General features: G+C 55.8%; 12 protein-coding genes and 1 pseudogene. 7 read left to right on the plus strand and 6 right to left on the minus strand.

Going from position 1 to position 13,953, the window contains the following annotated elements:
- Nucleotides 1-58 precede the first annotated feature (58 nt).
- On the plus strand, nucleotides 59-757 hold the full coding sequence (locus ACR3FC_RS15085) for an HAD family hydrolase (RefSeq protein WP_480476168.1): 699 nt from the start codon (nucleotides 59-61) through the stop codon (nucleotides 755-757).
- A gap of 465 nt (nucleotides 758-1,222) precedes the next feature.
- Here ACR3FC_RS15085 and ACR3FC_RS15090 read toward each other — a convergent pair whose 3' ends face one another.
- The 3 genes from ACR3FC_RS15090 to ACR3FC_RS15100 all read right to left on the minus strand — a co-directional run bounded on the left by ACR3FC_RS15090 (nucleotide 1,223) and on the right by ACR3FC_RS15100 (nucleotide 4,905).
- Nucleotides 1,223-1,855 (minus strand): tyrosine-type recombinase/integrase, encoded by a 633-nt coding sequence (locus ACR3FC_RS15090; RefSeq protein WP_480476170.1) that lies wholly within the window; start codon nucleotides 1,853-1,855, stop codon nucleotides 1,223-1,225.
- A gap of 194 nt (nucleotides 1,856-2,049) precedes the next feature.
- On the minus strand, nucleotides 2,050-3,237 hold the full coding sequence (locus tag ACR3FC_RS15095) for a carbohydrate porin (protein ID WP_480476172.1): 1,188 nt from the start codon (nucleotides 3,235-3,237) through the stop codon (nucleotides 2,050-2,052).
- Between the two features lie 231 nt (nucleotides 3,238-3,468).
- Nucleotides 3,469-4,905: an amidohydrolase family protein gene (locus tag ACR3FC_RS15100; protein WP_480476174.1), complete on the minus strand. Its 1,437-nt coding sequence runs from the start codon at nucleotides 4,903-4,905 to the stop codon at nucleotides 3,469-3,471.
- Between the two features lie 60 nt (nucleotides 4,906-4,965).
- Here ACR3FC_RS15100 and ACR3FC_RS15105 point away from each other — a divergent pair, with 60 nt between their 5' ends.
- Nucleotides 4,966-6,066 carry an AraC family transcriptional regulator gene (locus ACR3FC_RS15105; RefSeq protein WP_480476176.1) on the plus strand — a complete coding sequence of 367 codons (1,101 nt, stop codon included), beginning with the start codon at nucleotides 4,966-4,968 and terminating at the stop codon, nucleotides 6,064-6,066.
- 452 nt (nucleotides 6,067-6,518) lie between these two features.
- On the opposite strand, the gene ACR3FC_RS15110 is transcribed toward ACR3FC_RS15105, so the two are convergent.
- Complete coding sequence (locus ACR3FC_RS15110; protein WP_480476178.1) at nucleotides 6,519-7,550, minus strand: GlxA family transcriptional regulator; 1,032 nt, start codon at nucleotides 7,548-7,550, stop codon at nucleotides 6,519-6,521.
- 143 nt (nucleotides 7,551-7,693) lie between these two features.
- On the opposite strand from ACR3FC_RS15110, the gene ACR3FC_RS15115 reads away from it, so the two are divergent.
- The 5 genes and pseudogenes from ACR3FC_RS15115 to ACR3FC_RS15135 all read left to right on the plus strand — a co-directional run bounded on the left by ACR3FC_RS15115 (nucleotide 7,694) and on the right by ACR3FC_RS15135 (nucleotide 12,760).
- Nucleotides 7,694-9,088 (plus strand): FAD-binding oxidoreductase, encoded by a 1,395-nt coding sequence (locus tag ACR3FC_RS15115; RefSeq protein ID WP_480476180.1) that lies wholly within the window; start codon nucleotides 7,694-7,696, stop codon nucleotides 9,086-9,088.
- 28 nt (nucleotides 9,089-9,116) lie between these two features.
- Nucleotides 9,117-10,034, plus strand: coding sequence for a homocysteine S-methyltransferase family protein (locus ACR3FC_RS15120; RefSeq protein WP_480476182.1), 918 nt, complete (start codon nucleotides 9,117-9,119; stop codon nucleotides 10,032-10,034).
- A gap of 272 nt (nucleotides 10,035-10,306) precedes the next feature.
- A complete protein-coding gene (locus tag ACR3FC_RS15125; RefSeq protein ID WP_170442133.1) occupies nucleotides 10,307-11,014 on the plus strand; it encodes an IS6 family transposase in 708 nt (235 codons plus the stop codon).
- Nucleotides 11,015-11,065: 51 nt separating this feature from the next.
- Nucleotides 11,066-11,221: pseudogene (locus ACR3FC_RS15130) on the plus strand (IS5/IS1182 family transposase); the annotation flags it as partial.
- A gap of 153 nt (nucleotides 11,222-11,374) precedes the next feature.
- Nucleotides 11,375-12,760 carry a transposase gene (locus tag ACR3FC_RS15135; RefSeq protein WP_480476936.1) on the plus strand — a complete coding sequence of 462 codons (1,386 nt, stop codon included), beginning with the start codon at nucleotides 11,375-11,377 and terminating at the stop codon, nucleotides 12,758-12,760.
- A gap of 228 nt (nucleotides 12,761-12,988) precedes the next feature.
- Here ACR3FC_RS15135 and ACR3FC_RS15140 read toward each other — a convergent pair whose 3' ends face one another.
- Both ACR3FC_RS15140 and ACR3FC_RS15145 read right to left on the minus strand, forming a co-directional pair.
- Nucleotides 12,989-13,408 (minus strand): MAPEG family protein, encoded by a 420-nt coding sequence (locus ACR3FC_RS15140; RefSeq protein WP_480476184.1) that lies wholly within the window; start codon nucleotides 13,406-13,408, stop codon nucleotides 12,989-12,991.
- A gap of 6 nt (nucleotides 13,409-13,414) precedes the next feature.
- Entirely contained in the window at nucleotides 13,415-13,951 is a 537-nt protein-coding gene (locus tag ACR3FC_RS15145) for an OsmC family protein (RefSeq protein ID WP_480476186.1), read from the minus strand.
- Between the last annotated feature and the right edge of the window lie 2 nt (nucleotides 13,952-13,953).

A 13,953-nucleotide genomic window follows, 5' to 3' on the forward strand; every position in this document is an offset into this window, starting at 1 on the left:
ATTATGCCAGATAATCATTCACATGCCAGCCGATTGAAGAAAATTCCTTACATGCTACGTGTTTCTTGCACAGGCTCGAACCAGGAGATTCAGCATGCCGATCAAAGGACTGATCTTTGACCTCGATGGTGTTTTGGTCGACACCGTACCGGCGCATTTTGCTGCTTGGAAACGCATGTTCGAAGAATACGGGTATGAGTTTGGAATGGCGGAATACCGGAGGCTTGTCGATGGGCGCCCTCGTTATGATGGGGCGCGAGCGGTCATGACCCGACATTCGGAGAATGAAGTCAGAACCGCCGCAGACAAAAAAAATGACTATTATGTTGAAATGATCGAGCGAGGCGAGTTCCAGGTCTTCGATGCTGCTGTGCACCTAGTTAGACAATGCCAGTCAGAGGGCTACGGGTTGGCGGCCGCTTCCAGCAGCGCCAATGTCCGAGCCGTTCTGGAAAAAGCCGGTTTGTTGGATTCCTTTCCGGTTGTTATCGGGGGCGACGATGTCGAAAAAGGGAAACCCAACCCTGATATATTCCTCACCGCCGCCAGCGGGATGGGGCTGAAAGTGGATGAATGTGTCGTGATCGAGGATTCCTCCTCCGGGGTCGAAGCGGCAAAGAATGGTGGTTTCTACTGCGTAGGTCTTCTTCATGAAGATCACGAGGGTGAACTAACGGCGGCGGACTGCGTCGTTTCTTCGCTGGCCGAGATCGATATTGAACAGATAGATGGATCTAGGTCTGAGCGGTCGGTTTGAGTACTGTGTAGCGATATAGAATTGGATTTCTTGGGGGCAGATAGCAAACTACACCCAAGATTCAGTAACGTGTACTCAACCTCTCGTAACTTCGGTGTCCGAACTGGACTATTGGCCGCTTCAGCCAAGCTCAGATGCGGCCTTGAAACTGCTGGGACTGTTTGCGCGCGTGTAAGGCGTTTGGCTGAAGGCCCGGAAAATCCGCGAACTGTTCGACTGGCCTTCCCCCTGTCTCGCGCTGGCAGCGAGCTGCAGGTTTGACGAACCGCAACGCAGCATCGAAGTTGTCCAATGGACGGCAGCTCCGGGCCGTCCTCAATATCGCTAACGTTGGGTTTCAATGGTTGTCCGGCAATTACGTCTGCGCAGCATCCGGCACTCTGGGCTCGAACCGAACCACTGCCGCGGTGCGACCGTAGGTCTGGTCTGAATTGGCGAACGGCAAGAGCCGCCCGCCATGGTGGTTCAAATGTCGATTTGCTCGGCGATACTCAGCGCATCTTCAAGTTCGACGCCAAGGTATCTGACAGTGCTGTCCACCTTGGTATGTCCGAGCAGGAGTTGAACCGCCCGGAGATTCCCGGTTTTGCGGTAGATTTCCGCTGCTTTGGTCCGGCGCAGCGAATGGGTGCCGTATCCGCTGGGCTCCAGCCCAATCGCGGCCACCCAATCCCTCACAAGCCGACCATATTGGCGTGTCGAGATATGCGGGCGGTCATGAAACCTGCTGGGAAACATGAACCGGCAACCGAGCATCTCTGGCGACTTGATCCATGCGGCAATGGTATTCCGCGTGTTTTCAGAGAGTTCAAACTGAACGGGCCGCTTGGTTTTGCTCTGGATCACGGACACGCGTTCGCGAACGCGATCATCCCTCACCAGGTCGGTGACGGCCAGTTTCACCAGATCGCATCCCCGAAGCTTGCTATCAATTGCAACATTGAACAGCGCAAGATCGCGCAGGTTGCCCGCCAGTTCGAGCCGGGCGCGGATTGCCCAGACCTGTTTCGGCAACAGTGGTCGTTTCTGGCCGATAATCCGGCCCTTGTTCCAGGCTCTTCGTTTCGGGGTGACAGCGGGAAGTTGGACTCTTGGCATTGTGCGCCCTCCAATCCTCCCGCCAATCCCAGACATCAGCACAGCGCTGACGCCTCAGTTTACTGGTGGTTTGAATGGCCGTTGTCAGCTTGCGTGTTCTTTGGGAAACGCCGCGGATGCATTGGGCTGGTTTGAGCCCGAAGCGGCCGCTCCTCGCCCAACGAAATGGCCATCCTCAAAAGTCGTATCAGCTGCTAGAAGACAACCCGTGCACGCAGACCCACGATCGTGATGCTGGACTGCCCCGGATTTAACAGCGGATTGTTGATGAGCTGGACCGACGGTGTGATCTGGAGGTTAGGGGAAATCGAGAAGCGATAGAATGCTTCCAGCGTTGTCTGGCTGCCGGGAATGCCATTCGCCTCGGCCCAGTTCAGCCCTAGTCCAGCTAGATCTGTATTGCGGCCATAGTAGCCCAGACCGATGGAGACTGAGTTTTCGTAAAGAGCCGCGGTGCCCTTTGATTTTCCGGCGCGCACGAATGGCATCCATTTGTTGTCGACAAACCAAGCGGCGGAAAACGCCGCACCGTAGTCCTCAGGTCGGCTGCCGTCGTCCGCGGCATCTGAATGCCAAAGCGTGAGATGGATGTTGTCGAAATAGATGCGGTCCATTCCACTGGTGTAGCCGATCTCGATACTCTTGAAGAGATCGCCATGGCTAAACACATCCAGATCGGGTGAGGAAGGATCGGCATTTGCATCGGCGACGCTGCCAACGAGGTAAAAGTTGTCGTTGAGCTTTAGGCCTCCGGCGATCCCAAGTCCCGGATTAGGCGCGTTGATGGTGGGATTGGTGTTGAAGGCGAGGTTCTGAAAACCGGAATAAGGGCTTACCAAACCATAGACATCCACAAAGTCGGTGACGTCAATCTGGCCGAATTGCAATGTCCACGACCCGTCCTGCGCCCGCTGTGTCCAAAATAGGTTGGTCAGCATCGTGCCATTGTCATTGAACGCCGTGCCGGTGATTGAGAGAGCGCCGCCATCCAGCCCGAAGAACTGCGGAGCAACAGCGCCATAGGCATGACGGTTTTCAATCTTGAAGGTCAAAGAGCCTTGTTCCGTTGCTTGCCAACTGCCGTAAAAGCGGGCGATACCACCTCCGGTTTCTTCTTCACCAAGGTCTGCGTTGGACCATTGTCCAAGAGACAAGTAATCGAGATTGAACTTGAAACCGTCTTCGGCCAGACCTTCTTTCCAGGCGAACCAGCCGGGCGCGATATTGCGGGGAAAGTCCGAGCGGAACTGCGGATCGGTCAGACCGTCGCCGGGGGCCAGATCCGCTTGGGTAGATGATGGGCCAGATAGTCCCTGCGCGGACGAGACGTCCGGAAAAAGGACCATGGCGGCAACAGCCACGATTGATCGAAGGATAGTCATTGCGATTCCTCTGCGGATCACTTCTCGGGGCGCTGGTTTATCCGCGATTTGATTTTGTCTTTCAACTTCCTGGGCGATTTCGCGTCGTCGCAGCGCATTGATGCTCTGCGAAAACTGAAACGACACGGAAGAGGCACACATCTAAGTGGCACATGTCGAGCGGTCCCAAGGCCTAAGAAGGATCAGACGGGGCAACCCGTTAAGAGGTCGCCCCAGCGCTTGTCTCAAGACTTACGGATAAGTTTTCGGTTCCCGAACCGCTGGCCGGTACATGATGCTGTCGGTATCGACCATGGTGTTCTTGTAGGCGCGGCCATCCTTCATCACGAGTTGCAGCTTGCTCTCATCCAGGATCAGGTTGATGTCCTCAAGCGGGTTGCCGTCCCAGATCAGGATGTCGGCATAGCTGTCAGGTGCGATCTGGCCCAGGTTATAGGTCGGATAGGGGTCTTTTGGACCAGACCACTTGAGCACGATCCCCGCGTTGCCGGTCCAGTGCTTCAAGGCCTGCGCAGGGCTGAAACCCGCATCGACGTTGCAGGTGATGTCCTCCTTGATCTTCTCGACCAGTCCAGGGCTGAACATGTCCGACCCCCCCACAATGAACATGCCGTACTCATTCATCCACTTGGACATCCGGCGCACGCCTTCGCCGGCCGCTACGCCCTTGAGCTTCTGTTCATGTGTGAAGAATGCCGGCATGGAATCATAGCTACCGAAGGACTTGACGCTCATAAAGCACTGGAAGCTCCAGACAATGTCCTTGGTTTCATTGTATTTTGCGACCATTTTCTTCACCATGTCCTCGGAGATCAGGAAGCCATGTTCGAAAGAGCGGGTACCGAGCCTCAGGTGCCTCTCGTAGCTTTCGTCGTGGTACGCATGCACGGCCACATAAGTGCCGTTGTCACGTGCGATTTCGACTGCCCGGGCAACTTCGTCCTCGGCGAGCCCAAGAATCTCGAGCGGATCGAACTCGCTTGCAACTCCTCCGCCACCCATGACCTTGAGAAAGGCTGCGCCCCGGCGCAAGTTCAGACGCGCAGCACGCGTGACATCATCCACTCCGTCGACCACCCAGGTGTTGCCGGTCGCCTGCCCCATATCCTGACCGTTCTCGAGCGTCGACGGCGGAACGTTCCGCCCGGCCCAGTCGCTGTGACCGCCGGTCTGGCCGATCGCGCCACCGGAGGAATAAACCCGCGGGCCGCGAATGAGGCCCATATCGATGGCCTTGGCGACATCCAGCGGATCGCCGGCGATGTCCCGAACCGTCGTGATCCCCTTCATCAGCATGTGATCGTTCATGTATTGGATGGCAATTGCTCCACCAGCCGCGCCGTCCCAGCGGGTCTGATAGGCTGCTGTGCCTTCGGGCGGGTTGAGCATCACGTGTTGGTGCATATCGATCAGACCGGGCGTCATCACTTTTCCAGTTGCTTCGATGACGAAGGCGCCCTCTACCTCGATCGGATCGGTCGAGACCTGCGTGATGACGTTACCCTCGACGAGCACGTTGGCATCCTCGATCAGGTCCGGGCCGAACCCGTCGAACACATCCACATTTGTGAACAGGATCGGTGGTGGCCCCTCTTGCGCATGCGCGACGACGACAGGGGAAAAAGCGAAAACGGTCGCGAGCAAAACAGATTTGATTGAACTGGGCATGACTCTGGCCTCCTTTGTGGCGTATTCCAAAGAGGATAGACGAGAAAGCGTTCAAGCCGGTTGCCAGTTTCGATTCCAAAAAGTCGATTCTTAACCCTAAAAGTGGCAACACTCTTTCAGCCATGCATGCTAGGCTTTCCTCAGGAGACGCCAATGCCACTTCAGACCAACTACGAATTGCACCGGGAAGGCTTCATTCGCCTCGCGCTGGTGGCTCCCTTTCTGAACTACCTGGAAGAGCGCGGCATCCACCCGCGTCCGGCGCTGGACAAGGTTGGATTAAGTGCCGATCAAATCAATGACACGGGCGTTTATGTCCACTCCGAACTCGTCTTCGGGCTCTTGAACGGGTTATCGGACCTGGCTGGCGACAAGTATCTCGGCCTTCGCGTGGGCGAAGCGTTCAACCTGCAGGCCTGGCCTCCTTTCGCGACGTCCCTGCAATCAGCAACCACCCTGTTCGAGTTCCTTGCCAGTTTTGTAAGCCTTGTCCCACAAGAGTCGAGTTCTGTGCGCCATAGCTTGATCGTGGAGGCAGAACGAGCGATCTACCGGATCTCGCGACTTCAGGAACCCGCGGTCGCCCCTGTCCAAGTCACTGGTTTCGGAGCGGCGATATATGTCCGGCTGTTGCAATCTGTGGCCGGCGACATATGGAACCCCGCAGAGGTTGTATGGGAAACCCGCTATATTGCCTGCCTGCCACCAAACTATGCCGGTGTCCAAACCCGGTTCATGCCTGACCCTGGCATGCAGCTAAGTTTTCCCGTCGATTGGCTGTTTCGGGACGTGTCGAAGATGCCTGATAACACACCGCCGAAACGGCTAGCCCTTGACGACGAGGTAACGATCGTTGCGGCCATGCGGTCCATTTTGCGCGACAAGCTTGATGAACCAGATCTTAGCTCTGACGCTATCGCGGGTTTTCTGGGTATTCAGACTAATCGTTTGCACAAAGCCCTGAAGCATCATGGCACGACCCTGCCTCGCGAAATCAAGCGCCTAAAAATCGATCTTGCCGAAGACCTTTTGCGTAACAGCGACAGGACCGCAGCTGAAATCGGCGCGAAGTTGGGTTATGTGGACAAGGCCCATTTCACGCGATTCTTTAAGTCCCAAACCGGGATGACACCGACGGCCTTTCGATCCAGTTCGTCGTAAATGCAATCCGCAGCCGGGTCGGTAACGACAGCGTCGTTCTCTTCAGGCAGTCGCCGCCGACAAGACCGTTTCAATACGAGTGGCTGGTTTGTCCCGCTCCTGGTGAATTCGGCGTCTGATCCTCGCTGCGGTCAACATGAATGACCGGCCCTTCCGCTGCGCGGCGGCACCGAAATTCACGTGCATGCTGCATTTCTGGTGCTGCGTGCGCACGCGGCAAGAAATTCGAATTTACAGGTTGGGCTCGACCCGGTCATCTGGCTGTTTTGCTCAGATGACAGCTAAGCGTCGGTGAGCGGTCGCTGGGCGCAGAGATTTCAAACTTTCAGCCGCGAACGACCGCTTAGCGTGTGAGCAGACGCTGTTCAAAAACCCGGCAATGACTGCATCGCGGACATAGCAGACTTTTGATATTGCTAGTTGGACGTCTGCTCTGTTGACGGAGCCGAAACCTAGTTCTCAGCGCTGGCGATCTGAGAGATGCGCTGAAACTTCTTTCGGTACGCTGCGGGAGACATTCCTGTTCCGCGTTTGAACACGCGCCGGAAGGAAGCGGGATCATCGTAGCCGACAGCAGAGCCGACATCGTCACCCTTTTGTTGAGCGGTCTCCAGCATTTGCTTGGCCTCCTCGACGCGCAGCGCTTGTACGTATTCAATCGGTGTGAAACCCGTTGCTGCACGGAAGCGTCGGGAGAATGTTCGGGGGTTCAGTCCTGACCGCTCAACCATTTTCTCGACGGGATTGGTTGTGGCGTAATTGTCAGCGATCCACAGTTGGCACTCCGAAATCGGACCATCGCTGGATTCCATAGGTCTGGTCATCACCGAATAAGGCGACTGTCCTTCAGAGTGACCGCTGATGAGAAAGACCTTGGCTGTTTCTATCGCGGTTTTGTATCCGCAGAACCGGGCGATCAGATAGACCGTCAAATCATGCCATGCGCTGACACCTCCAGCAGTGACGATCCGGTCGGTTTCGGCAGCAAGGCACAGAACGGATTCATTTCGAAAGGTGATTTCAGGGAAATGTCGTTGAAACATGTCGCGATATGCCCAATGGGCAGTTGCCTCATGTCCGTTCAGAAGCCCGGACTCAGCCAGCAGCAAGGACCCCGAACAAACGGAGGAGAGCAGTGCGCCATCGGCGTGCATTTTCCTGAGCCATGCGATTTCACGTGGATAGCGGCCCTTTGGAACATCGTAGATCGACGTATACATATCGCAAATAACCACTGCATCCGGCGGGGCCAGATCGCTAATGGCGGCATGAGGTTCGACCGGTATGTTGCCGATGCAGTGAAAAGGCTTTCCGTCTGCAGACACGATCTTGATGTCCAGCAATTCATCCCCAGGCGCACCATTCACCATGTCGGGGTAAACAGCGCCTGCGGAGAGCAGAACATCGTAAAGCCCGTAAAGAACGGATGCTGATGTTTCTGGTGCCGCAAGAAGGGCAATTGTCGGTTTGCGTTGGGATGACATAGGCATTCCTGTCATATTTGGCACTGTTTTGTCGGATTTGGATTCTCTTTATGTCTATTATGCCACGTATCTGGCGAAGTTGCCACTGATACCATGTCCTCAAATTCCTTACTGTACAGGAAGCAAACGTTAGGAGGGATGACATGGACGGTCTTGAAACAACGAGTATAGAAGACATCCCGGGATTTTCCGGGGAAGTCATATTGCCCAAGTCACAGACGTATGACACCGCCCGCGCTGTTTGGAATGCCATGATTGACCGTCGCCCCGGCATGATTGTTCGGTGTCGCAATAGCGAGGACGTCATTGCGGCAGTCAATCATGCGCGCGCCCATGATCTGCCAATCTCGATCCGTGGTGGCGGACATAATGTTGCCGGTCACGCGGTCTGTGACGATGGGTTGATGATTGATCTCAGTGGTATGCGCGCGGTCTCAATTGATCCGGACAAGCGAATTGCGTCGGTCGACGCTGGCGCATTGTGGTCCGATGTCGATGCCGCAAGCCAAAAGCACGGCTTGGCCACACCCGGCGGGCTGATTTCTGATACGGGCGTTGCAGGGCTGACGCTTTCAGGTGGGATCGGCTGGCTGCGCGCAAAGCACGGGCTTTCGATTGATAACCTTGTCGCTGCAGAGGTGGTGACGGCCAAAGGACAACTGGTTCGGGCCAGCGAGGATGAAAATGCAGACCTGTTGTGGGCGCTCAAGGGCGGTGGCGGCAATTTTGGCGTCGTCACCCGGTTCGAATTCGCCCTGCATCCCATTGGTCCCGAAATCATGTTCGCGGCACCAATCTATGCGGTTGAAGACGGGCCGGAGCCAATCCGTGCCTGGCGCGAAATGATGAAGAAGCACGGCGGCCTCGTCGGATCGCTTTGCGAATTTTCGACGGCCGGTGGCGAGGATTTCGCGGAGAAGGATCAGGGCAAGCGCGTTTATACGCTGGCGTGCGTGTTCAATGGAGATGCTGACGAAGGCGAGGCGTTGTTGCAGCCGCTACGAGAACTCGGCACGATGGTCGCCGACTTTTCCGGCCGAATGAACTACTGCGAGGTTCAGCAACTCTTCGATACCCTGATGCCTGCGGGTGATTTTCGATGCTACTGGAAAGCACGGTATCTGACCGATCTCTCAGACGAGATGATTGATCTTGCCATGCAGAACGCACTTTCAGCACCTTCTGACAATTCGATTTCCTCTTTGTGGAGTTTTGGCGGTGCGACTGCAGAGGTTCCAGCGGCTGCCACAGCCTTTGGGGATCGATCGATGGGTTGGATGTACTCGCTGGATGGGGTCTGGACAGACCCGGCAGACGATGCCCAGAACATTGCCTGGTCACGCGATGGCTGGGAAAGCTCCGCGCGCTTTGGGCACCATGGCCGGGCCTATCTGAATTTTCCGGGCCATGGTGAGGACGGCGACGCACTGACCCAGGCGTCTTTCGGTGAAAACTTCAAGCGATTGGTGGAAATCAAGACCAAGTACGATCCGGACAACCGATTTCGCTTCAATCAAAATATTAAGCCGGGGGTTTGACATGACCATTCAATCCCCTTTGCCCGCCATGGGCTCGGGTGAGATTTTTCTCACCGAGGGCGGCACCGAAACCGAGATCATGTACCGTCATGGGTTCGAACTGCCTGAATTCTGTATGCTACCGCTGCTGGATAATCCAAAGGCCGTTTCCGCGATGCGGGATGTGTTTTCGCAGCAGCTTGATGTGGCCGCAGAGTTTGGCTTGTCCTTTCTGCTGACCGGGCTCGACTATCGCGCGAGCCCGGACTGGGGTGCCAAACTCGGCTATTCACCCACCGGCTTGGCGGATGCCAATCTCGCCGCGATTGAGTTTCTCAGGGATGTTGCGAAAGGGTATCGGAGCCAGATTCCACGACTTTTGATCGGAGGGATTCTTGGTCCCAGAGGGGATGCATACAGCCTCAACGAGGAGATTACAGCCGAGAGTTCGGAGGAATACCATGCCGTTCAACTTGAAACGTTGAAACGGGCAGATGTGGATTTCGCATGCGCCGCCACATTCAACAATGTAACGGAAGCGGTCGGCGCCCTCCGCGCGGCGGACCGGATTGGGGTGCCGCTCTCGGTGTCGTTGACGCTCGACAGTTCATACCGGTTGAAGTCGGGACCGACTTTGGCAGAAGCGATCACAGAAATTGATCGTCAGTCCGAACATGCCGCCCCGGAGTTCTACATGGTCAATTGCTCCCATCCGCTTGAATATGAACCCGCCCTAGAGAACCGGGAGTGGATCAAGCGGCTGCGCGGGGTCCGCCCCAATGCTTCCAAGATGGAAAAACTTGCCCTCTGCAAGCTTGGGCATATCGAGGACGGTGACCCGATCGAGCTCGGCGCGCAAATACGAGACCTTTTTGAACGCTATCCGCATATGGATATATTTGGTGGGTGCTGCGGCACCGGACACACGCACCTGCGGGAGATTGCAAAAGCTCTGGTGGCTCATTGATTGCCACAATCGGCTTTCACAGTTTTCCGCCATTGGTGCAATGCGCAGCATTGGGTGAAATGGGCTCGAGGCAGACGTTCGCTCACCTACGCTCAATGACTGCATTGCGGACAACGCTGCCATCCGCATTTTTTTCCAAAGGACCGCAGACAGCCCAAAACGGACATTCGCAATTAGACTTTGCAATTCCCGAGAAGCGTAGCAGATCAACCATTGGTCTTGTCAGAAGAACTTTGCTTGAACGGGGCAGGGCGGTTGCATAGCATTTAGGAATGACCAAACCTGCCTCCTTCAAATACTTCAAAACCAGCCCCGAAATCATCCGCCTGGCGGTGATGCTGTACATCCGATTTCCACTCTCGCTTCGGAATGTCGAAGATCTCCTGCATGAACGTGGGATCGATGTAAGCCATGAGACAGTCCGCTATTGGTGGAATAGGTTCGGCCCGATGTTCGCCGCTGAGATCAGACGGAAGCGTGTGCAGCAACTCCGAACCTTTTCAAAACGGAAGTGGCACGTGGACGAGGTCTTTGTGAAAGTGAATGGCAAACGGCATTATCTTTGGCGCGCTGTGGATGACGAAGGCGAGGTGCTGGAAGCAGTTGTAACGAAGCGCCGTAACAAAGCTGCAGCACTGAAATTTCTCAAGAAATTGATGAAGCGGCACGGCTGCGCCGAAGAGATCGTCACAGATCGCTTCGCTTCCTACAAGGCTGCCCTTAGAGATTTGGGTGCTCTCAAAAAACAACAGACGGGCAGGTGGCTAAACAACCGCGTCGAGAATTCGCACCTGCCGTTTCGACGACGCGAACGCGCGATGCAGCGTTTCAGGCGCATGCGAAGTCTACAGAAATTCGCCTCCGTCCATTCCTCCGTGTACAACCACTTCAACCAGGAAAGATCGCTAGCCAGCCGAGACTCCTTCAAGCAGACACGCACCGCCGCTCTTAGCGAGTGGCGTCAACTTTGTTCCGGATAGGTTCGCGGTTTTCGCGGTAAACTGAGACTGGTTCGAATTCGTCTGACAGCACCGTTTGCCCACCTCAAACGCATTCTCGGGCTGGGACGACTCCGATTACGTGGCCCTTGTGGTGCAACCGACAAATTCCTCCTCGCCGCCACCGCCCAGAACCTCCGAAAACTGGCCAAGATCTTTCCCGCACCGCAGCAAACGAGCAAAGCCTGACAAGAAAGGCACTCGCGCTCAGTTCGGTACGCCTCTCTCTGCGCCAGCAACACGTTGTTTTTCAACAATATCGGCGTATTTCGTTGAAAAACTCCTGCTTGATTGAGACGTCCGTCGTTGATTCAATTCTCTCAACGAGCGGGGGGATCAGCCATGATGGGACCGAGACAGGAAGCGCAGGCGGCATTGTTTTATGAGTTCTCGTTGGATGACCATATTCCCAAAGATCACCTGCTTCGATCGATTGACCGCTTTGTTGATCTGAGCAGCATGCGCGCGCATTTGGCAGATTTCTACAGCCACACAGGCCGTCCTTCAGTCGATCCTGAACTGCTGATCAGAATGCTGTTGGTGGGCTACTGTTTCGGTATCCGCTCGGAGCGCAGGCTCTGTGAGGAAGTGCATTTGAACCTGGCCTATCGCTGGTTCTGTCGTCTCGATCTGACTGACCGCGTGCCTAACCATTCGACGTTCTCCAAAAACCGGCATGGCCGGTTCCGTGAGAGTGAGCTGCTGCGTCATCTGTTCGAGACGACTGTAGCGCGTTGCATCGCGGAAGGTTTGGTCAGCGGCCAGCGCCTGGCAATTGATACCAGTCTGATCGAGGCGGATGCCAACAAGCAGAATTCGACACCCAAAGAAGATTGGTGCGTCTCCGACATCGACCCGGCAGATGCGCCTCGCGCCGTTCGCGAGTATCTCGATACGTTAGATGAAGCAGCATTCGGTGCCGCCAGCGAAGTCCAACCCAAGTTCACATCCCATTCCGATCCTGCCAGCCAGTGGACGGCGGCCCGTAAGGGCCCAGCATTCTTTAGCTATTCCGACAACTATCTGATCGACACGGACCATGGCGTCATCGTCGATGTGGAAGCTACACGGTCCATCCGACAAGCTGAGGTCGGATCAACCAAAACCATGCTGAACCGGGTAGCGGACAAGTTCGATCTGCATCCAGAACGGCTGATCGCGGACACCGCCTATGGCACCGGGCCGCTCTTGGGTTGGCTTGTCGACCGCAAGATCGCGCCGCACATTCCTGTCTTTGATAAATCCGGGCGCAACGACGGAACCTGGACCCGTGCGGACTTCGAATGGGACGCCGGGAACGATCAGTACATCTGTCCCAAAGGTCATGCGTTGAAGCAATTCCGGCGCAACTACTCGGATCCGAACAGAGGGCCAACCGGCAAAGGGACGGCCCGTTATCGCGCCTTGAAAGACGTCTGTCAGACCTGCCCGTCGAAAGCCAAGTGCTGCCCGAACGCCGATGCTCGAAAGATCACACGTGAAGAGCACGAAGACGCCCGGCAGGTTGCCCGCGACATTGCCAAGACCCGCCATTACCAGATCTCGATGAAGCTCCGGAAGAAGGTCGAGATGCTCTTCGCCCATCTCAAGCGCATTCTCGGGTTGGGCCGCCTCCGATTACGTGGACCATGTGGCGCAAATGACGAATTCCTCCTCGCCGCCACCGCCCAAAACCTCCGCAAATTGGCTAAAATCTTTCCTGCACCGCAGCAAACGCGAAAAGCCTGACCAGAAAGGCGTTCGTGCAGTGCTCAGGCCGCCATTTCTGCACCAGCAACACGTTGTTTTTCAACAGAATCGGCGGGAAGCAGACCTTCGCTGCAATGCAGCGGCGGGCTGTGGAGGTTGCCAAAAGCCGACATTCAAACTTGCTGGCGTCCGGGAATTTCTTTGCAAGTTCGCCGGTCAGTTTCGAGCTGTCCAAGCCTCTACTCCAGAGCATCATTCTAATCGGGGTTAGAGATTGAGAACAATTAACGCTGCCATACCAATCATACCGAGAAATTGTGCAAAGAAGAGCCCGAAGCGGATAGTTGATACCACTTCGCTCTGGATTAGGGCCACGTGCGTGAGTGAATGCAGGACGCGCGCAAATAGGACCAGAAGGGATAATTCGTTGAACGTCGGGGTTGTGACGCCGCATAGATGCGCGACAACGACAACCGTACCAAACACTGGCAAGTTCTCGACGCAGTTGGCGTGGGCGCGCATGGCGCGCAAATACCAATCCGGGCCCTCGGGCCGGTCTGCGCGCCATTGCCGAACGCTCGCGCGCCCTGACAAAACCAGAATCCACCTATACGCACCGACGGTCAACGCAAGTAACAACAACGTCCAGATGGCGAAGCCCAAAAGGCTCATGAGCGGAATAGTCATTTCGGCCTAGCTTTCAAAACCGGTGAGGAGCGTTTCGGTTTCTACCGCTTGTCCGTCGCGAAGCGCGAGATACCACGGATCTCTGGACAGCGCGGTATCTACGATCGCATTGACGACTGACTGGGCTGCATCTGTCTCGATCACAATGCGGATGTTGGTCTGCAACGGCGCCGCGGAGTGCTCGCCAATACCCCAAAGTGCTAGGTCGGACATGTCAGTTTCCACGTCTACAGCAACCTGTCGAAAGGATTGACCTTCGTTTGCCGCATGCATCTTGATTGCGATTGCAATGCACGCCGCAATGCCAGCACGGGCATAAAAGCTGGGCGAAGGCCCGGCCGCGTCGCCGCCCATGCCTCGCCCCAAATCTGCTGTAAAGGCAAAAGGACCCTGTGTAATCCTGCAAGCCAAACCCTCACCAACAACACCAGTTGTGGTTGTCTTGCTACGGGCCCTCGCGGGATCACTCTGCATGATTGCGATTGCGCGGGATTGTGACGTCTGAATGCGCAGATCGCGTTCGTCCAACTGATGGTCCAGCATGA

Source organism: Ruegeria sp. AF3, from assembly GCF_056536285.1.

Excerpts from the sequence above, each read along its gene's own strand:
- ACR3FC_RS15090 (WP_480476170.1), bottom strand. The coding sequence starts at position 1,855 with ATGCCAAGAGTCCAACTTCCCGCTGTCACCCCGAAACGAAGAGCCTGG.
- ACR3FC_RS15095 (WP_480476172.1), bottom strand. The coding sequence starts at position 3,237 with ATGACTATCCTTCGATCAATCGTGGCTGTTGCCGCCATGGTCCTTTTT.
- ACR3FC_RS15100 (WP_480476174.1), bottom strand. The coding sequence starts at position 4,905 with ATGCCCAGTTCAATCAAATCTGTTTTGCTCGCGACCGTTTTCGCTTTT.
- ACR3FC_RS15110 (WP_480476178.1), bottom strand. The coding sequence starts at position 7,550 with ATGTCATCCCAACGCAAACCGACAATTGCCCTTCTTGCGGCACCAGAA.
- ACR3FC_RS15115 (WP_480476180.1), top strand. The coding sequence starts at position 7,694 with ATGGACGGTCTTGAAACAACGAGTATAGAAGACATCCCGGGATTTTCC.
- ACR3FC_RS15120 (WP_480476182.1), top strand. The coding sequence starts at position 9,117 with ATGGGCTCGGGTGAGATTTTTCTCACCGAGGGCGGCACCGAAACCGAG.
- ACR3FC_RS15125 (WP_170442133.1), top strand. The coding sequence starts at position 10,307 with ATGACCAAACCTGCCTCCTTCAAATACTTCAAAACCAGCCCCGAAATC.
- ACR3FC_RS15135 (WP_480476936.1), top strand. The coding sequence starts at position 11,375 with ATGATGGGACCGAGACAGGAAGCGCAGGCGGCATTGTTTTATGAGTTC.
- ACR3FC_RS15140 (WP_480476184.1), bottom strand. The coding sequence starts at position 13,408 with ATGACTATTCCGCTCATGAGCCTTTTGGGCTTCGCCATCTGGACGTTG.
- ACR3FC_RS15145 (WP_480476186.1), bottom strand. The coding sequence starts at position 13,951 with ATGCTGGACCATCAGTTGGACGAACGCGATCTGCGCATTCAGACGTCA.